This is a genomic window from Leptolyngbya sp. CALU 1928 (genome assembly GCF_056784215.1).
The window spans coordinates 2325219-2344374 of the sequence record NZ_JBXBCE010000001.1 but is presented as its reverse complement, the minus strand read 5'-3'; the positions used below and the strand labels follow the sequence as shown (position 1 = coordinate 2344374).

The window sequence follows — 19156 nt, the reverse complement described above, 5'->3', positions numbered from 1 at the left end:
TGCTCAAAAAATTGCAAAGTGGAAAGCTGGACTGGCAGATCTGGGGTGACGGAATCCTCTCATCAAGTTTCGACAAGACAGTCCTCGATCGCTAGAAATTTTGACAGCGGAGCCAGATATTCTTTTCAAGCACTTAGAAGGGAAGAAGACGCTGTATTTTCAAACTGATAGTGCGGCTCAAGTAATTATTCAGTCTAGACAGGCTAATACACCAGCAAAAAATTCTATTGAATTGAGAACTCGTCAAACAGGTGACGAGAAACTCAAAAGACTCAAAAAATTGCGTAGTATAGCGCGGCTATCACTAGAGAAAAGAGATGTAAATAGTCTATTTTTGGCGTCTGGAACCGTGACCTGGTATGACAAGGACAAACCAGATGAAGCATTGCGATCGCCCCTTGTTCAATCCACTATCGAATCACGAAGGAAAAGAAGCGATTGAGCCGCTCATCCTTCGCAAATGATAGGCAGGTTCTACAGGAGAGTCGATTGGATCGCTTGCATCCGTCGTTGCTGATCGTCTCGTAACGCTGTTGGATCGTTGGCAAATCCGGCAGCTTCCACTTCGCCTGTGCTGGGATTGACATAACTTCTAACACGGGCACACAGTACTGCCGCAAATTCTTGCGTTTCCGCTTGCTGGCATCGCTGCAAATTCTCAACAAAGTCTGCACCTGCTTGGGGAGATTGATTCCATAGATCTGCACCTTGCACCAGACTATCAACGCTCAGGGAAACGCCCCTATTTTCAGCATCTTGGAGTAGATGGGGAATGGCTTCTTGGCGTATCCGATTCAGCCCCTGTTGTTCTGCATCGGCGACGGAAGTGGCTTCAAGCTGCCAGCTAAATGTGCCTTGATTTTTGGCGTAGTTACCGGGATCGATATGCTGCTGCCAAATTGAGGTTCTACCGCCATCGGGTGTACGAGTGCCCTCAGCCACTCCAATCGCGATCGCTCCAGGGCTGTCAGGCGTTGCAAATAATTGATCGGCTACCATCATCAACGGAGTAGGTGCGGGTGAGGCGGAAGATTGATGGGTTGCGTGGGGTGGAAAACTCACCTTAGCCCAAGCAGCGGTAAAGCCAAGGGAGATCATCAAAGAAGCAAGGGAAAATCCTGTTATTGCCCTTTCAGTCCAACTGCGGTTGAAAACTTGATAGGAGCGCGAACCGCGATCGCGGCTTTTCTGGATAAGCGGGCGACCTCGTTGCTGCTGCCGAAGTGACTTGGGTGAGTGAACCGATAGCCGTCGCTGTTTCCTTAGGGGGTGTGAATGTTGCTGATGATAATTTAAGCGACGCGAGTCAGTTAAGTAATTCATGCGTGATTAGCGGTTCCATCAATCCTGGAAGGGAAGATACAGAGCGCTACATCTGTGTCTTTTACCCCCTTGCCCTAGTGGGCAACCCGCCATAATGACCTCCACTGAATTGCAAAATTTCCGATTCTGGACATTTAAGCTGGGTGAATGATAACTCAAACATCAACTAATCGGATCTATGCATTAAGACAGATTATCGCATTGTCATCAGCTACATGACCCCATAGCCTTCAGGCGATCGCACCGCGTAGGTTCAATCCACTAGCAAATCACGAAGGAAATAGAAGCGATCAGTCTGCAAACTGGTTCCTTGAACTCTACCCAAATAACCTGCCAAAGGTGAAGAAAGTTCTATCAAAAACTCATGAACAATTTGATTATCTAAACTGCTTCCATCATGCCTTGAGAAAGCAGCATTATATTGAGCACGGATCTCTACGACCTCAAACTGTGTTCTATGCGGTTCTATCTCAACAAGCTGTTTAACGGCTTCAATAATGTGCGACCTAACCCTCAATTTTTGTAGGGTCAGCTCAATATATTGGTTAATTTTATCATCGGCTTCTTCTCCAAAAGGAGAACTCTGTAAGTGAGGCTTTAAATCAATTAGATTAATTGAACCTTGATGCTTGGTTTTTACTTCTACAAGTCTCTTTAAAGTTTCAGGACGCATAATGTTAATTTCATTTCCAATTGCTGCTTGCTGGGCTGGAGCAGTGAGTTTTCCAGACGTGAAAATCACCTTAACTGACTTGCTAAACTGTATATTTCCAATGTGAGTATTACTTAAATGAATAAGTTGAGAAGACACACTGTTTGGAACGCTCTCATATTTACTTGCCTTACACTCTCCCACTAAAGAAAAGGGAGCATCACAATAAACGTCTATACCGCCTGCGCCTCCAGTTGCATCGGGATCAAGACTAGCTTTAGCATTGTTGAGAGAGTTTGAAAAACCAAGTTCTATAAGGCTTTTACGAACTAGCTTCTCAAACTTATAACCATCACTAGAGTCTCCCGCCTCAACTATAGAATTGATCCAGCTTAGATTAGAATTTATTGGCTTTTCAATGGCAGTATCAGCCCAACCAAGAAACAACTTGATGTCATTTTCAAAATATTGAGCTTCTGGATAAACAGTAGCGAGTGCACAGACCATACTTTGCAATTCTTCTAATTCAGGATGAACTGACGGGCGTAGTTCATTCAGTTTTCGTGCATGTTTCTTAAAGTCATTTTCACTGAAAACAGGCGAGGAGACTGAAACCATGGAAGGTTCTACAAGAGGCAAAAACTCACCTTTTGCCTCTGTAACGACTTGAATCGGTTGCGGTATTTTATAAACACGTAAGTAAGCTAAAAAGAAAAAGTCTCTTTCTAGCAGCTTGTTTTCAAGTAATTGCTTCTTCCAGATAGTGAGATTAGACAAAGCGTTGAGCAATTGCAGATTATCTATACTTTTGCAAAGCTCACATTTAGCCCAAAACCGCGCATGATTAGTATTTTCACCTTCAGAGTAAAGAGCAAATGATTGCCCTGGAGAAAGAAAACTCCAAGGCATCACGGTAATCATCTTCCCTTGTACTAAAGCCTGTAAATCGACTAAGGGAAGACAAAGCGCATTTGCAAGGAAAACGGTTTCAGTCATGCGCTCAATACCGTGAGGAGTTCATCCGCATCCGTCAGAATTTCTGCCGAGTCTTTTGTAGCTGTAGTCATCAGTTGATCTTCATCAACTACACTGTCAGGAATTTGCCCAGATGGATCACTCAAAATCTCACGAATTAGATAGTTGCTCTCAGCAATTTTTCTTTCCTGCATGAATTCAAAAATTTCCTCGTCAGTTACTTCATATTCCTCACTAGAGTTATATACAGAAAGAATTGCCAGAAGGGGTAGAAGATCTTTGCCTTTTAATGACACCCATTCTCCACCCAGATCAGAAAGAAGAGTATTCAGATACTTCCCCCCTAACGTATGGGCTTTCACTGCCTTAGACCGTACTAAGCAACCACGAGTCAGACCAAATTTTTTGTAGTCAATTAGCCGCTTAAGAGCAGCACTAACATATTTTGCACCGGATTCTTGAAGAACTGAAACTCCTATCTTGACTGTCTTTTTATTTTCTTTCCCAATTACTTTAAAGCTGATGTAGCCTTTATCAGCAGCTTTTGCTTCGATTTCTTCAATTTCTTCAACTTGAAATTTTTCAAGAGTTTCTCCAGTTAAGCTAGCAAAGCCAAGCCAAAGTGCATTAGCAATTAGTTCACTATCTTCTAAATAATCATTGATGTTGCTATTGAGAGCTAATAACTGCTCATTAAATGCCACTTCAACTTGACGGCTAGAATTACTTTCGGAACCCGAACGAGATGCTTGTTCGCAGTCTTCAGTTGAGATTTCAGCTTGGGTATCACCCTTGGTTGACGATTCTATTTTTTCAGGAATTTTCCAACTATCACGACACCAACCTAAGATTTTTCTGACAATCGGCTTCTCTTTACCCAGTTCCCTCAACTCAGATTCATCAAATGGATAGGTAGAAGTCGGTGGAGTCAAACCTTTTTGTTGGTAAAAGTCTTGGAGCCAACTTGAAACCAGAGCAACGACATCATCAGAATTGAGATAGTTGAGGTCAAAGGTTTTCTCACCAATTCGATCCACAACTGAATCTGCCTGCGGCATCACTCTTACGTTTGAAGCCCAAGTTTGAGGGAAGATAGCCATCATGAGTATGCCACGCTTGATCTTGCTGTATAGGTCTTTCGCAAGAAGCGCGACAACTTGTGGCGTTGTCAGTCCTTTAGAATTAGAACCTTTTGGTTCAACCTCGTCAAAGCAGATGACGATTGATCGATAATTTCCGATGAGATCTAAAATTTGGCTTGCAGTCCCTAAAGCCCTAGATTCGCGATCGTCATCTTTGGCAATCGGCAATCCCATAACATCCGCTTGTACTGGCGATAGTTCTTTTCCAGACAACCAGTGAATAGCATGGATTGCTTTGTCCTCTGCAAGTGTCCAGAAAATAGCTTGAACCACGTAGGGATCTGTGATGTGGGGGTTGATCTGACAAATTTTTGCGGTCAGCTTATCAACCAGCTTTGGATTTTTAGCGACTGACCCAGAAAATCGTTTTAGAAGATCTTGAGGAGATAAATTAGAGTTATATGCTTGGTTAATTAATGCAGTTGCTAGTTCTTGCCACTGAGTTACGCCTTGACTCCCTTCCTGTTTCAAGCTCGATGAAAGGGTACTCAAAAATTGGGAGTTGATTTTATTCAGATCGCCATAGTCTGTTTCACTCATGTAAACAAAGAAACAGCCACCCTCTCCCTTGAGATGATTGCGAACTCTGCTGATTAAATGACTTTTTCCTAGTCCTCTCTCTGCCTTGATTGTAATTCCAAGAACTTGACGCGTTCCTTTGCGGATTTGTTCAATTCCGTGAAATACAGCGTCAGAAATATGTTTGTTAATAGAAGGAACATCAGGAAATTTTTGCTCCCATACATCATGGCTTCTAACAGTGAGAGATCGATCAAAAGGATTTTCGCTTTCAATCAATTTATGGAGATCTGAAATAGCAGACGTTGAGTTAATTGTTTCTGTGGACATGAGATACCTGCAAACTCGTAAATGTTTGATGAGATTTAAAAAAGATAGACGCGACCTTATAAACGTTTGGCGTAGCAGCGCAAACCGCTTATTTTTGTAGTGATAGAATCTTCAATTTTGTCAGGGGCACTATCCTCTACACTGCCCTCTAAAAGTTGGAAAACATCATTTGCTTGCAGTTCCAACAACCATTCATCAAAATGAGCGCGGGAAACTTGATCGCCAATTTCGCGGCGGATACGATAAATCGGGACTAGATTATCCAGGTTGTATTCACGGTTGAGGCGATCGTAAACTTCCAGTGCAACTGACTTAAATTCTTCGTAGGATGCGATCGCCGCTTTTGCAGCCTTGCCATTAGTAGACGCGATCGCGTTTACGGTTTCCATTTGTTGCAGCCATTTCAACAAGCCTCTTGCAATCCAGGCTCCAGTAGTAGCGCCGCTGAGAGCAAAATCAACCGTTTTGAGTTCTTCAGCCAATCGCTCTACGCCTTTCGCTTCCAGAGATACTAACGAGTATGCTTTTTGTTTTTCGACCTTGATTGCGCCGTCTGCCACCAACTGCTTGAAGGGCACAGATTTTTTAGCGCGATCAGGCAATTCTCCCTTTTTGAACGCTTTTTTGTCTGCTCCCAACTCCCACAGCGCTAACAGCAGCCGAGTTGTTTCCTGAGCCTTTGGGGGAGACTCCTTTTTTTCGGTAGAAGGTTGAGATGGCATAAAGGTCGATCCTGCATTCGCTGGGTTAAATGGCTTGCGTCTTTTTCATAGTTCCCTGCTAAATCCGCAAGATCACGATCGCACGCCATAAACTTCATCAAATCACTACACTTGCTAGCAGACCTTGCTGAAAAGACTCAACGCTCAACGCTCAGCATTGGCTCAATTTCTCTGGGATAGATTAGCCAAGCGCGTTCGTAGGGCTGGGTCAGGGTTTGCACGAGGGGCGAGAGGTCGCTGATTTCCCGTAGCTCCGTTGGCATCTGGATTTTGATGCCCTTTTGATACAGTGTGTAGCCTCGGCTGAGGGAAATCCGAATGCCGCTATAGTAGGGCGCATCGAACCCCGCTTGAGTGAGCCAATGCTGCGTTTTGCTCAGTAATGTCTCTCGCTGCGTCTGATCGAGATGAGTAATGTCCAAGCCTTTGAGCAAATCGCGATCGCAAAATCGGCGGCATAAATCGGATAACACTGGGTCTGGGTGCTGCTGCCAGCGTTGGAGATGGTAAGTGAATACGCCATCATCAGCGGCAAGATAGGCATTGAGCGAAATGCGATCGCAGTCTCCGGTCAGCCATGCGGTGACGGTATCATCGGCGGTGAGATTATCTGTCGAGAAGAGCGATCGCGCCCGATTAAACGCCTGCTCTAAAATCCAGGTGGCGGCAATGTTTTTAGGATGGTTGTAAACCTGAGCATACATAAAATAACGAACGATTAAGTAATGCTCAACCGCTGCCATGCCTTTACGCGATACGACTAACTGCTGGGAAACCGGATCGTAATCGAGCGCCATCAGAATCCGATCCAGGTCGATTTTGCCGTAGGATGCGCCCGTAAAATAGCTATCTCGCATCAAGTAATCCAGGCGATCGCAATCCAACTGGCTAGATACCAACTGCCACACCAGCGGCACGGGATGGGTATGGCGGTAAACCTGAAGTAGTTGTTCTAAAAGAGTTGAACTGAAAGCGGTCAGCAATTGCTGAATTGGGGATTCCTGCAAAATTCGCTCTGTCCACAATTCATGATCACAGCCAAAAATTTCTTCGGCAGTATGGCTAAATGGACCATGCCCCAGATCATGCAGCAGCGCTCCACACAGCACCACTGGACGATAGGGTTGCAGTTGGGGATAGGCTTTGGCAATCCGATCAAAGGCGCGACGAGCGATCGCCATCACGCCAATCGAATGGGTGAAGCGAGACGATTCTGCCCCATGAAAGGTCATACTGGCGGGACCTAACTGGCGAATCCGACGTAAGCGTTGAAAGGCAGGCGTATCGATCAGCCAAATAATCAGCGCCTCAGTTGGATCGCTGCCATCCAAGGCGATCGCGCCATGCAACGGATCGTGATAAGTTCGTCCAGAATTAGGCAGCACCAGCAACCATGGATGGGGTAGTCAAAAACTCTACAGCCGCCTCATACTGGCGATCGCGCTGCATTCCCAGTGGAGTTATAGCAAGCGGATCAAGCGGTACAATGACATCCGGTTTAATTCCCTGCTTGTTGATATCAATATGATCAGGAGTTTGATATTTGGCAACCGTGACCGCCAACCCTGCTCCATCGGATAAATCAAACAGCGATTGAATCAACCCTTTACCAAACGTCCGCTCTCCTATGATGGTGGCACGCTGATTATCTTTCAGGGCACCCGCCAAAATTTCGCTGGCGCTTGCCGTTCCCTGATTCACCAACACCACCAACGGATCTTTGGTTAATGCTTGCCCCGTGGCTTCAAAACTGCCTTCAATGCCTTGACGATTGACGGTGTAAACAATCGTGCCTTCATCGATCCACAGTCGAGCGATTTCAATGCCTGACAGCAACAATCCACCAGGGTTGCTGCGGAGATCTAACACGTAAGCTTCGGCTCCTTGTTTTTCGAGTTGATTAATCGCACGGCTCACTTCTGCGGTTGCATTGGCGTTGAATTGAGCCAGTCTGACATAGCCAATTTTGGTTTTAGGACTATCTGCCGCTTGACTGTCAGCCGTTCGCAACTCAAACGTGACTGGGTTTAAGGCAATGCGATCGCGCACAATTTCTATATTCAACGGGTCACTATCCACTCGTTGCAGCGTTAACACGACGCGGCTACCCGTAGCCCCTCGCATTCGTTCTGCTGCTTCATCCAAGCTTAATCCTGTTGTTGGAACTCCATCAATTTTTAAGATGGAATCAGCAGGTTGCACCCCTGCGCGATCGGCGGGAGAACCTGCGATCGGAGCAATCACTTTCAACACCTTCGTTTCTGCATCTAGCGAGATTTGCAGCCCCACCCCGGTCAATTCACCAGAAGTATTCGTTTGCAAACTGCGATATTGATCGGGTTTTAGCAACCTAGTAAATGGATCGTCTAATCCTGCCAGCATGGTCTGAATCTCTGAATAGGCAGCCTCATGATCGGGCAACGCGTGTTTCAAGGCTTTTTGCCGCACGAGCCACCAATTCTGATGATTAAAAGTGTCATCTACATAAGCCCGATCCACCAGCCGCCATGCTTCTGACACGAAACGCTGCTCCTCAGTCAGGGCGATCGCGGGAGATGTCCAGCCTCCAAAGGTGATGACTATAACTAGCATCAATAAAAATAGTGGTCTCATCCAAAATATTTTTTGTTTCATAAAAGCTAGTTCAAATTTGATCAAAACTTTCTTGCTCTCAAATTTTTAGTAAAGGTTGATTAAGTCTAGCGATTCATAAACAAAACTTGGTTCCAGCTTAAGAATTTTCTGGCAAGGAAGCAACTCAAAATGAGTAGTGCCAGCGTCAATTCGGTGTATTTCCAGAAACAATAGCTGATTTTCAGTGATTCCTCGACCATAAAAAATCACCATGAAGAGAGGGTTCAAGTTGAAACTTGGCTCAACAATATTTCTCCATCAAATTAAATATCACTTCCGATGGAAACCGCTTGGTGTCTGTGTTACATTCTTGTATGGACAGCAATACATTGTTAGGAATTCTTGCTTCATGTTCACTAAGCAGGTAACCAATTCAAAGGCTTACCAGTGGTTTAACGAGCGTCTCGAAATCGAAGCTCTTTCTGAAGATATCAGCAGTAAGTATGTTCCTCCCCACGTCAATATTTTTTATTGCCTAGGTGGAATCACACTCGTCTGCTTTTTGATTCAGTTTGCCACTGGCTTTGCCATGACCTTTTACTACAGACCTACGGTCGCAGAAGCCTTCCAATCCGTAGAGTACATCATGAATGATGTGAACTTCGGTTGGCTAATCCGCTCTATTCATCGCTGGTCAGCCAGCATGATGGTGCTGATGATGATCCTTCACGTTTTCCGCGTTTATCTAACAGGTGGCTTTAAAAAGCCCCGCGAATTGACCTGGGTAACTGGGGTTGTGTTAGCCGTGATTACCGTTTCTTTCGGTGTAACGGGCTACTCTCTCCCTTGGGATCAGGTAGGTTATTGGGCGGTCAAAATTGTTTCTGGCGTTCCAGAGGCGATTCCTGTAGTTGGCGTATTAATTGCCGATTTACTCCGGGGTGGCTCTAGCGTTGGTCAAGCTACTTTGACCCGTTATTACAGCGCCCATACGTTTGTGTTGCCTTGGCTCATTGCGGTCTTCATGTTGTTGCACTTCCTGATGATTCGTAAACAAGGTATTTCTGGACCGCTCTAATGTCTATCTACAGCAGATTTTGTGTATGCATCTCTGCTGTGTGATATGGGGCGATCGCTCAAACTTCCGCTCACTTTTCGCCGACCTTCTAGACTAAGGAGTGCCTTTAGATATGGCAACAATTAAGAAGCCGGATCTTTCTGATCCAGATTTACGCGCCAAGTTAGCCCAAGGCATGGGTCATAATTATTATGGTGAGCCTGCCTGGCCGAATGACTTGCTCTATGTGTTCCCCATTGTAATTTTGGGAACGATCGCTCTATGTGTAGGGTTGGCGGTGTTAGACCCCGCTTTGGTGGGTGAGCCTGCAAATCCCTTTGCCACTCCTTTAGAAATTTTGCCTGAGTGGTATCTCTACCCTGTGTTCAATATCTTGCGCGTCGTGCCGAGCAAGCTACTGGGCGTGGTACTCATGGCTTCGGTTCCGCTGGGTCTGATCATTGTTCCGTTTATCGAAAACGTAAACAAGTTTCAAAATCCTTTCCGTCGCCCTGTTGCAACTACAGTATTCCTATTCGGAACATTAGTAACTTTGTACTTGGGTGTTGGTGCCACAATGCCAATTAGCAAAGCCTTAACCCTAGGTTTGTTTTAAGAAGGATTATTTTTTCTAGTTAACACCTGTTAAATTCTTGAGAAGCTTTAGCTCCTGTTGAATTTGACGGGTGTTATCTTTTTATGCAAAACCGTCTAAAATTTTCTGTGGAGAAAGCTGGTTAAAGCGGGTTTCTCCACCAAACTCAATAGGGAAATCTCACCATCGGCTTTTGGGCGATCGCTTACGATAGAATGAGTAACTCAAAATCAGATTAGGAGACGGCTGTGAACCAGAACAGCTTAAAAGATCTTCAGCTTGGATTAACAGATATTAGCCGTCTGCTGCTCCCGTTCTTTGTCATTTGGCTATTGGGTGCGATCGGGCTAGGTTGGCTAGTCAAGTCACTGCTATTTTTATTTGCGCTGCTACTTCTTGCTCCCGTGGTCGCGTTTTTAGGTTTTCGCTGGTGGCTCAAGCGCAATGTGATTCAAGCAGCCTGCCCAGTCTGTAACTTTGAATCTGTGAATTTGCAGGGTGCAGAGTTTCGCTGTCCTAACTGCAATGAGCCTCTGAAAGTAGAGGATAAGCGCTTTATGCGGCTTGTCCCCTCCGGTACGATTGATGTGAGTGCTGTGGAAGTGGATACGAGTGCTGTGGAGATTCCGATGAGGCGCATTGAGGAACAGTAACCCACAGAGTTTTGCAGACACTCTAATCGCTCTACTTAGTGTGATGACACCACAAAGCTGAATGTTTTAAGTTCAGCGATGTTTCAAGTTGAGACAGATAGGATTTCAATTTCGAGCGATTTGCAAGGTGTAAGGGTGATTACCGTTGGCGCGATCGCCCACAAAAACTGAGTAAGTTCCTCTACGCCAGCGTCCTGGAATTTCTACCTTACCGTTTGAATAACTATCTGCTGGAACGCAAAAAATTTGTCCGCTTGAACTGCGAATTAATAATGCGGGTTCTCCGCTTCCCTGCAAAATAAATCGTAGGTCTGCGTCTTCGGTTACTTGAACCACATGATTGGGAGCAACTGCAATAAATCCGGCGCAGCCTCCATCTTTTTGAACCCCACCCGATGTTCCATTCATTTGAAGCATTGGAGAACTGGGTGTTACCGTTACCGATTGGCTAAAAGCAATTTCAGCGCTTCCCAATAACGCGATCGCGATTCCTATTGGTGCCATCCAGTAACGCTGTAAGCCTTTCATTTTTACCTTCTTCACCAGAATTATATTTATCCTTAAATTATCGCAGGTCTCTAGAAGACTGATTTCTAAAGAAAGACTGTTCTCAAAGTGGCACTTTGGTTAGCAGAAAAAACTGAGAGGCAGAATTATCCTCACTGAGAAATTTCCCAATTGATTCGGGTTCTCTGTGTTACTAGATCTGTGTTGCTAAAGTTGGTAGCGATGTCGCAGTGCTTCGCTGGCATTTCAAAGTTAGCGGCAGTAAACTGTGCTTCTTAGAATTACAAGGTGCTTCATACTAGCCTCAACTATGCCCAAACAACGATTAGATGTCTTTTTAGTAGAACAAAACCTGTGTGAGACGCGGCAACAGGCACAGCGGATCATTCGGGCGGGTGAGGTGAAGGTGAATCAGCAGGTGGTGGATAAGCCAGGAACAGAAATTGATCGGGCTGCGGTAGTGGAAGTTCGCCAAAAACCGCCCTACGTTTCTAGGGGTGGAGAAAAATTGGCAAAAGCGATCGCCCATTTTCAGATCCCTATCACCGATCGCATTTGTCTAGATGGCGGGATTTCTACCGGCGGCTTCACCGATTGTTTGCTGCAAACTGGAGCCGCCCATGTCTATGGAATTGATGTGGGCTATGGGCAAGTTGCCTGGACTATACGCCAAGACCCACGGGTAACCTTGCTAGAACGCACTAACTTACGGCATTTGAAGCCTGAAGACTTGTATACTCGCGATCGCCCTATCGCCGATTTGGGCGTTCTCGATGTGTCATTTATTTCGATAACCAAAGTGTTGCCCGCGCTCTATTCACTATTGCAACCACCACGAGAAGTGGTGCTGTTGGTTAAACCGCAGTTTGAAGTGGGGCGCGATCGCATTGGCAAAAATGGGGTCGTGCGTGACCCTAGCGATCAAGCTGCTGCCATTCTACAGGTGTTGCAAGCCGCCCAGTCATTAAAATGGATCTATCGGGGTGTAACCTGGTCGCCGCTGGTGGGTCCCGCCGGAAACATCGAATATTTGCTGTGGCTGCAAGGACAGAAGATTGCTTCAACCACCGAAAGTGAGCCAGAGAACACGGCTCAACTAAAAGTACCGCCCGATCTTCAAGCTCTCAAACAAGTTACTCTTCAAGCTCAGCAAGAACTCACCAAACGAGTCGCCAAAGCTGACTCTTGAACTGCATCAGCGTCGAAAGTGCGAAGTTGGGTGTGCAGAGTTCAAAATAGACTTAGCACTTTCCCAGGAATCATCAAGTAGATTCAAGCCAAAATTAGGATACAATTGTAAATCCTTGCTTTGTAAGTAGCTGCTCAGCGAAGACTAAACCCTTGCCACAAAAGGCAGCGCAATAGTTTTTTGGCTCTGTCCACTTATAGAAGCCGTCTAGTCCGTAAGGAGATTTCCATGCCTCAACTGTACGAAACGATGTATATCCTGCGCCCAGATGTGGGTGAAGAAGCGGTCGGTCAGGCGATCGAGAAATATCAAACGATTTTAAAAGACAACGGAGCCGAAATTATCGAAACCCAGCATCGCGGCAAGCGTCGTCTGGCATACGAGATTAATCGGCATCGAGAAGGCGTTTACATTCAAATGAACTATCACGGCAGTGGTAAAGAAATCGCGCCCCTAGAGAAGTCGATGCGGTTGAGTGAAGAGGTTATTCGCTATCTGACTGTACGGCAAGAAGCTCCAAAAGAAGAAGCGGTTGAAGAAGTAGAAGAATAACGAGTTCTAAACAGATTTCGCCCTGCTGCTGGAGACTGCCCAATTTGGGATGACCCAAGCTGTAGGGCTTTTTAGTAAGAAAATTTTAGATTCTGAGCCTGAAATTCAAGTAGTGCTTAGCTTTCAGTGTTTTTTGATGCCTTATTTATTGAGGCACCAGTGAACCTTTAGTCTTCTATTATTAATTCTTTGTAATAGTTGATTGAAAAGAACGGATGAATCGGGTATCAATTGCGATTGCAAGTGATACATTAGCTGCAACGAAAGTAGATAACACCGTCCATTGTTTCTTGGCTGCCTTTCTGAGAAACTAGGCGGGTTATTCTCAAACCATTAACACTGGAGTGATAAAGCTGTGACTGAATCGAGTGGAATGAATGTCATTGATCCTCAAGCAGAGGTGGCTCGTCTACGTGAAGAGTTACAAATGCGAGACAGCTTAGTACAGCAACTTTCCCAGGAACTGTTTCGCCTGGTGAAAGGAAATGCGGCTTTTATGCCAAGTCCAGAAGCCTCTGAGCGACATTTGGTGGAAGTGCGCGCGCTCCGAGAGCAGTTGAAGGGCGTTGAGGAGCAGGTTTCATTTTATCAAGGACAAATTAGCGATCGCGATGGCGAAATCTATCAACTGCGCCAATCTGTCCAGGAATTGAGCGATCGCTCACGGATGTTAGAGCAGGTTGTAGAAGAACTACCCAAAATCTATCGCCAAAAGTTTGCAGAACGGCTTGCGCCTGTTAAAGAGAAGGTGGTTCAAATTCAGCGAGAAAACCGTCAACTGCACGCCGAACTGCAAAGCGTCAGCTATCGGTTAGCCGTGCGAAACCGTCGCCAAACTCATCTGGATCTGCCCAGTTTCCCCCGCCCAGGAATTGTAATGCCGAGTTTTGGGAATGCCTAACGTCCTGATTTTAGTCGATCCTAATCACACCCAGTCTTCAGATTTCTCAGCGGCAACCCAAGCGATTGCTGCACTGCAAGCGGCGATCGTGGATGAAATAACGCCTAGTGCTCACAATCTAGGCAGCCCATCGTGGCAAGTAACCACTCAAGTTGCCGAAACCTTGACTCCTTCTCAGTTTGATAGTGACGGGCTAGAAAATTCTATTCTGTGTCCTCTAACCCTAGCCCTGCCGAAGTGGTTAGCGTTTCCGGCACAAGCGGTTTATCAAGCCTGTCAGGATGTAGAGGGTTTGCGCCAGCAAGTTTCCCAATGGCATTACAAAACTGGTGAAGGCAATGGTTGGTTGCCCATTGTGCTGACGGGCAAAGGTCCTTTGTATGCAGAAGTGATCGGCGCTAAAGGAAAGCCAGTTGCGATTGGATCTGACCTCAACGCCCACCAGTATTTTCAACCTATTCATTTGGTAGATGTGCAACGACAGTCGCTTTATGGTTTAGCCCAACGATTGTTGCGATCTCTCATGGCTCCTCCGTCAGTTTATCTCCTGCAATTCGGTTTTCACGGAGAAACTCTCCAGTTTGATCGACTGATTCCTTTTCCAGCAGCCCCGGCGATCGCCAGCATCAATCAGCAAGAACCTGACCTATTTACTTGCCATTGGCGCTGCCTCACCCATCTGCCTATTCTAGATCTCACTATTTCTAATAGGTCAAGCGGCGTGCAGCCTTAGTGCAAGCATAGCGTTCAGTCCAAAGCACAACAGCGCTGGCTTTGACACGCCATTAATCATCAGAGTGGTGCCGTACTGGCTTATGTCTTGGCATCCCATCAAGATGAGGCGTTCCGGCAACTGAAAACCTTGTTAGAACCTTCGGCATTGTGCCGTTCTACAGAACCAATGGGTCAAATGCTGACTCAGGTTAGGCGATGAATACCCCCAGACAATGGTCTGATTTGGCGATCTTACGCACGACTCCTGCCCTATTCGCTCTGTTCTCTATGGTGGGGTTATGGGCGCATCAACTGCAATCTCAAAATGATATCAAAAGCTTTATTTGACTGCTGGTGTAGCTTGCTGTGCTACGCAGCCTAATTGGATATAGTCGAGCTGAGAGCGTTTTAAGTTTAATTCCGGCTGGCTACTTAGCTTGAGAGTGCCATGCTGGCAAAATACACGGTTAGGAGACCTCTGCATAAACAAATAATGCTCGATAGATAGGTTCATCGCTAGTGGAAAGAGTCGATCGCTCTCGTTCAGTCGAGATCGGCAGTGGATTATCGGGCAACCAATCATCATGTTGACGGATGAAGGCGGGATGCTCATCGAAGCGATCGCGCATTTCGATCGCCACTTCCTCCACGTCAGATTGCACAAACACCACGCCACCCGCAATCAAAAACTCGGCTAAATCCGCTACTAATTCCGGTTGCACGACCCGCCGCTTCTGGTGTCGTCGCTTAAACCAGGGATCGGGAAACTGGATAGTCACCTGTTGCAAAATGCCTGCTGGCAAGGAAGAGAGCAGTGGACGAATAGAATTGTTGGCGTTGCAAAATAGGTAATGCAGGTTGCATAAGCCCAAGTCATCTCGCCAACGATTTGCTTGATCCACCAGCGGTTCGCGGATTTCTAGCCCTAGAAAGTTGCGATCGCCCTGAAGCTTTGCCATATCCTGTACAAAATGTCCTTTGCCGCAGCCAATATCTAAATGTAGCGGCTGTTGAGGCTGGGAATAAATCGCTGACCAATCCGGCGGAGTCGCTGGAACCTGATACTTTTTGCTGAGCGGGTTGACATGTTCGCGCACACGGACAATGGACAAAGCTGTCCCCTCCTTAAAAAATGCTGGGATTCTATTAGTGTCGCTTGATTTGGGTATGAGTTAAACCGATTAGCGATCGCCCACGGTCGTTAATTGCAGCCCCTGATTTAACTTGCCGCTGCGGAAGCCTTCCAAATCCAGCGTCACATAGACAAAACCAAAGGATTGCAACTTTTCCACCAGCATTGGCAAATCCATCGTCAACACAAATTCCTTAATTTGCTCAGCCGGAAGCTCAATCCGGGCAGTGTCGCCTTCCGAGCGCACCCGCAACGTTTTCAGCCCCAGTTTCCGCAAATACGCTTCCGCTCTGCCCACACGATGCAGTTTTGCCAAGGTGATTTCTTCGCCATAGGGAAAGCGCGAACTGAGGCAGGGCTGGGCGGGTTTATCCCAGCAAGACAAATCAAGATGTTTGGCAATTTGCCGCACTTCCAGCTTGGTGATGCCAATTTCAGCTAGGGGCGATCGCGCCCCCCGTTCTTTTGCCGCCTGAATGCCCGGTCGATAGTCGCGCAAATCATCCGCATTCACGCCATCCACCACATAGGGATAGCCCCGTTCCAACGCCAGCGGTTTCAGCGTATCATGCAGTTCGCTTTTGCAAAAATAACAGCGATTGATCGGGTTAGAAGCATAGTCGGGATTCTCCAACTCGTGGGTGTTCACCAACTCGTGAGCAATGCCAATTTCGGCAGACTGAATGCAGGCTTCTTCCAAATCTTCCGGCAGCAGCGATGGAGAAACAGCCGTCACCGCCAAGGCGCGATCGCCCAACACATCAAACGCCACCTTCGCCACCAACGTGCTATCGATGCCGCCAGAGTAAGCAATTAATGCCCGATCTGCTTCGGTAAATAGCGATCGTAATTGTTCCAGCTTATCCAAATAATCTCCCTGCATCATTCCATTTCCCCCCGCCCAAACATCCCAGACAGGTCATTCCCCCACCTCTACCTTAGCGTTTTCCAGCATTTTGCCCCAGCCGTGTTATGTAGTTAGCACTTTTCTCTTATCCTTCTGCTTCAAGCCATCCTTTTACAGTTTCAGCCGGAATGCTAAACATTGGATGATTGAATATTGCTTTGAGTGTCTCCAAGCCGCCTGCTTTCAACGCGCCCAACAATTTCGCCTTCAAGGTTGGATTGCGCTTGATTTCTTGATGAACCGCTTCAACGATCTCGCTTTCTGACGTTGGGTTCGTTTGCGCTAACTGATTCAAAAGCTGCTGAATCTCGGCTGCTGCCTCTACCAAGTTTTGCTTCTGTTCTGGTGAGAAGTTGTTGATGATCGCCTGCTGACGAGCATTGCCTTCTAACTTATTGGCAAAGTTCGCGATGTTCGCGCCTTGAAAGTCGTTGTTGAAAGTATCATTCACTGAGTTGTTTTCTCCTATTTGAACAATTATTTGGCTGGGTAGAGAGAGCATCTTTTCATAATCTTCTACCTGTAGTCGGGCATTCTCTTTCAGCAACCCTTTATTTTCCTTAAGGAGTTCATAATTTTCCTCAAGTAGATTTTGATATTTTTGGCTGTTCGTACCCTCTGGATAGCTGATCTTAAGCTTCACCATGCCATCGCCCAGAAGCTCATATCCTCGAAGAAAAAGCCGATCGCCGTACTCATCAATTACTTCTGTATTAGTTTCGTTGAAGGCAAAGGCAAAGGCTCTCCAGTTTATGCCGTTATGAAGAATCAAATCAAAGGTATTGCGAGCTTCCTGAAACAGCTTGGCAAATTCTCCCGGCACAAAATTCTGACTCGGATCACTAGGACGACGCTCTTGATAGAGATCTTTACGGTAAACATACTCGCAGTCCACTTCGTCCAGCTTTGTTCCGCTGTTTATATGCCAATCTTCAATACAAACACCTGTTAGCCTAGCACCCGTAAAATCTACATCAAGAGCTTCAGTCCGCTTGAGATTAGCTCTAGTAAGATTGGCTTTACTAAAATTAGCCTCGCTGATAGCAGAGTAGCTAAGGTTAGAATCTCCAAGGTCAACTCCTCTAAGGTCAGCCCCTCTTAAATCGGCTTCACGAAGTTTGGCTCTACTAAGGTTGGTCATTATGAGAGTAGCCGAGAAGAGATTAACCTTGTTGAGGTTAGCTCCACTGAAATCAGCACAACTGAGGCTAGTCCAGCTAAGGTTAGCTCCACTGCAATTAGCTTCTCTAAGATTAGCCCTACTGAGGCTAGCCCAGCTAAGATTAGCCTCACTAAAATCAGATTTCTCCAGATTAATTCCTTTAAATTCAGTCCCAACAAGGTAAGCCTTACTGAGATTCACCGAGCTAAGATTAATGGCACTAAAGTCAATATCACTGAGATCAATTTGAATAGTCGGATTGCTTTTACGCCATTCGTTCCAAGCTTTGACACCTTGCTTCAAGCGTTTCAGTTGTTCCTCGTCTGCCATGGGAAAATCCGTCTACTGTGATTCAAGCGGGTACTTGTTCATCCACTATGCTTGATTCCCCTGAAAATCTGCAAATCCACACTCATTTTGAGAATTGTTTGTGCGAACCAATTTCCCCTCAGTGCTCAGCAACCCATTGGAAAGGGTCAAATCTTCTGCTTAAAGGCTTTGGGGGATGCCCCAAAACCCCCATTGAGGAATTTTGCTTGTCAGAGCAGACAAGGCTCGTCTCGTGCGCTGACAAGCAAAACAGTTGCTTCCCTCAAACTCCCTCCAAACTGGAGTTTCACCGATTGAACAAGAAACAGTTGCACTAATTTTGGGGCTACATCCCAGAACTCTTATACGGGGGGTTTGGGGGAGTGAGTCCCCCAAGCAGCGGGGGCGCGGGGGGAAGACCCCCGGCATTGACTCTCAACATAGCCGAGATCTATATATGAGGTAGGGCTGATGGTTTCACATAGCGATAGCAGACTTCACTCGTTATCTGGATTGATGCCCAGTGCCTTTAACTGAGCCTGCAATCGTGCCACCTGTGATTCCGCCCGGTCTGCCCGTTGGCACTCCTGTTCAGCCCGTTCTTCCGCGTTTTGCCGTGCCAGCGTTTCTGCCCGGAGTGCTTGCACCAGTTCGCCAGGGGCAAGCAGTTTTTCGCCTGTGTCTTCGCGATAGAAACCGATCAATGCGCCATCCACCTGAAGCCTCAACTGCAAGGGTTCGCTGCGTCCATCGGCGATCGCCTCATAACCCTCCCCTTGCAATCGATAGCCGCGCAACTGCTCTGGAATCCATTCGCCTTTGGGATCAAACAGCCAATATTCCTGAACTTCTAGCTGTTCATACAACGTCCTTTTGGCTTCTTGATCTTGTTTGCGGGTGCCTTCGGAGGTGATTTCAAAAATCACAGCGGGCACCTGACCTTCTTCCCAGGTTTTGTAGTTGTCTCGCGCTCCCGGCGGCACATCGAAAATCACCATAATGTCTGGAGCGACGCGCAGTTTAGGAAACCCTTGAGCGTAGTACAAAAACTGATCGGCTAGAACGATCGCCCGGTCTGCCAACAACTGCCGCAAAATCACTACCGCGTCAATAATCGCATCGACATGTACCGACGTTTCAGCCAACGGTTCACCATCTGAACTGGGATAAACGATTTCGGTTGAACGGGCTGTGGGCAAAACGCTCGTCATAAAGCACCAGCAAAAATCGTTTCTCTATTG

20 protein-coding genes and 1 pseudogene are annotated in these 19156 nt (G+C 46.5%); 10 read left to right on the top strand and 11 right to left on the bottom strand.

Features of this window, described 5'->3' with window-relative positions; genetic code table 11:
• The first annotated feature begins 61 nt into the window (after window positions 1-61).
• Window positions 62-442 carry a DUF4011 domain-containing protein gene (locus tag AC1S5B_RS10900; protein ID WP_482036617.1) on the top strand — a complete coding sequence of 127 codons (381 nt, stop codon included), beginning with the start codon at window positions 62-64 and terminating at the stop codon, window positions 440-442.
• A gap of 32 nt (window positions 443-474) precedes the next feature.
• On the opposite strand, the gene AC1S5B_RS10895 is transcribed toward AC1S5B_RS10900, so the two are convergent.
• From AC1S5B_RS10895 to ctpA, 6 genes are all read right to left on the bottom strand, one after another.
• Window positions 475-1323 (bottom strand): hypothetical protein, encoded by an 849-nt coding sequence (locus AC1S5B_RS10895; protein WP_482035701.1) that lies wholly within the window; start codon window positions 1321-1323, stop codon window positions 475-477.
• 253 nt (window positions 1324-1576) lie between these two features.
• A complete protein-coding gene (locus AC1S5B_RS10890) occupies window positions 1577-2971 on the bottom strand; it encodes a DUF1802 family protein (protein ID WP_482035700.1) in 1395 nt (464 codons plus the stop codon).
• Entirely contained in the window at window positions 2968-4941 is a 1974-nt protein-coding gene (locus AC1S5B_RS10885; RefSeq protein ID WP_482035699.1) for a hypothetical protein, read from the bottom strand. The genes AC1S5B_RS10890 and AC1S5B_RS10885 overlap by 4 nt, the downstream gene beginning before the upstream one ends.
• 56 nt (window positions 4942-4997) lie before the next feature.
• Window positions 4998-5663, bottom strand: a complete 666-nt coding sequence (locus AC1S5B_RS10880; protein ID WP_482035698.1) for a hypothetical protein — start codon at window positions 5661-5663, stop codon at window positions 4998-5000.
• Between the two features lie 137 nt (window positions 5664-5800).
• Window positions 5801-7048 carry an HD domain-containing protein gene (locus AC1S5B_RS10875; protein WP_482035697.1) on the bottom strand — a complete coding sequence of 416 codons (1248 nt, stop codon included), beginning with the start codon at window positions 7046-7048 and terminating at the stop codon, window positions 5801-5803.
• The gene (ctpA, locus tag AC1S5B_RS10870) at window positions 7038-8297 is read right to left on the bottom strand and encodes a carboxyl-terminal processing protease CtpA (RefSeq protein WP_482035696.1); all 1260 of its coding nucleotides are present in this window, start codon (window positions 8295-8297) and stop codon (window positions 7038-7040) included. The genes AC1S5B_RS10875 and ctpA overlap by 11 nt, the downstream gene beginning before the upstream one ends.
• Window positions 8298-8646: 349 nt before the next feature.
• Here ctpA and petB point away from each other — a divergent pair, with 349 nt between their 5' ends.
• The 3 genes from petB (at window position 8647) to AC1S5B_RS10855 (ending at window position 10542) form a co-directional block, all read left to right on the top strand.
• A complete protein-coding gene (gene petB / locus AC1S5B_RS10865) occupies window positions 8647-9315 on the top strand; it encodes a cytochrome b6 (RefSeq protein WP_482035695.1) in 669 nt (222 codons plus the stop codon).
• 112 nt (window positions 9316-9427) lie between these two features.
• Entirely contained in the window at window positions 9428-9910 is a 483-nt protein-coding gene (petD, locus tag AC1S5B_RS10860) for a cytochrome b6-f complex subunit IV (protein ID WP_482035694.1), read from the top strand.
• A 227-nt stretch (window positions 9911-10137) separates the two neighbouring features.
• Complete coding sequence (locus tag AC1S5B_RS10855; RefSeq protein ID WP_482035693.1) at window positions 10138-10542, top strand: hypothetical protein; 405 nt, start codon at window positions 10138-10140, stop codon at window positions 10540-10542.
• Between the two features lie 105 nt (window positions 10543-10647).
• On the opposite strand, the gene AC1S5B_RS10850 is transcribed toward AC1S5B_RS10855, so the two are convergent.
• Entirely contained in the window at window positions 10648-11070 is a 423-nt protein-coding gene (locus AC1S5B_RS10850; protein ID WP_482035692.1) for a hypothetical protein, read from the bottom strand.
• A 289-nt stretch (window positions 11071-11359) separates the two neighbouring features.
• Here AC1S5B_RS10850 and AC1S5B_RS10845 point away from each other — a divergent pair, with 289 nt between their 5' ends.
• From AC1S5B_RS10845 to AC1S5B_RS10820, 6 genes and pseudogenes are all read left to right on the top strand, one after another.
• Entirely contained in the window at window positions 11360-12238 is an 879-nt protein-coding gene (locus AC1S5B_RS10845) for a TlyA family RNA methyltransferase (RefSeq protein ID WP_482035691.1), read from the top strand.
• A 228-nt stretch (window positions 12239-12466) separates the two neighbouring features.
• Window positions 12467-12790: a 30S ribosomal protein S6 gene (gene rpsF / locus AC1S5B_RS10840; RefSeq protein ID WP_482035690.1), complete on the top strand. Its 324-nt coding sequence runs from the start codon at window positions 12467-12469 to the stop codon at window positions 12788-12790.
• Between the two features lie 355 nt (window positions 12791-13145).
• Window positions 13146-13691, top strand: coding sequence for an Npun_F5560 family protein (locus AC1S5B_RS10835; protein WP_482035689.1), 546 nt, complete (start codon window positions 13146-13148; stop codon window positions 13689-13691).
• The gene (locus AC1S5B_RS10830) at window positions 13684-14424 is read left to right on the top strand and encodes a hypothetical protein (RefSeq protein ID WP_482035688.1); all 741 of its coding nucleotides are present in this window, start codon (window positions 13684-13686) and stop codon (window positions 14422-14424) included. Before AC1S5B_RS10835 ends, AC1S5B_RS10830 begins: the two co-directional genes overlap by 8 nt.
• 12 nt (window positions 14425-14436) lie before the next feature.
• Window positions 14437-14580 (top strand): annotated as a pseudogene (locus AC1S5B_RS10825) (IS1 family transposase); the annotation flags it as partial.
• Window positions 14581-14621: 41 nt separating this feature from the next.
• Window positions 14622-14753: a hypothetical protein gene (locus AC1S5B_RS10820; RefSeq protein ID WP_482035687.1), complete on the top strand. Its 132-nt coding sequence runs from the start codon at window positions 14622-14624 to the stop codon at window positions 14751-14753.
• Window positions 14754-14872: 119 nt separating this feature from the next.
• On the opposite strand, the gene trmB is transcribed toward AC1S5B_RS10820, so the two are convergent.
• The 4 genes from trmB to AC1S5B_RS10800 form a co-directional block, all read right to left on the bottom strand.
• Window positions 14873-15517, bottom strand: coding sequence for a tRNA (guanosine(46)-N7)-methyltransferase TrmB (gene trmB, locus AC1S5B_RS10815; protein WP_482035686.1), 645 nt, complete (start codon window positions 15515-15517; stop codon window positions 14873-14875).
• A 69-nt stretch (window positions 15518-15586) separates the two neighbouring features.
• The gene (larE, locus tag AC1S5B_RS10810) at window positions 15587-16423 is read right to left on the bottom strand and encodes an ATP-dependent sacrificial sulfur transferase LarE (RefSeq protein ID WP_482035685.1); all 837 of its coding nucleotides are present in this window, start codon (window positions 16421-16423) and stop codon (window positions 15587-15589) included.
• A 106-nt stretch (window positions 16424-16529) separates the two neighbouring features.
• Window positions 16530-17936: a pentapeptide repeat-containing protein gene (locus tag AC1S5B_RS10805; RefSeq protein ID WP_482035684.1), complete on the bottom strand. Its 1407-nt coding sequence runs from the start codon at window positions 17934-17936 to the stop codon at window positions 16530-16532.
• A 476-nt stretch (window positions 17937-18412) separates the two neighbouring features.
• Window positions 18413-19126, bottom strand: coding sequence for a Uma2 family endonuclease (locus AC1S5B_RS10800; protein ID WP_482035683.1), 714 nt, complete (start codon window positions 19124-19126; stop codon window positions 18413-18415).
• Between the last annotated feature and the right edge of the window lie 30 nt (window positions 19127-19156).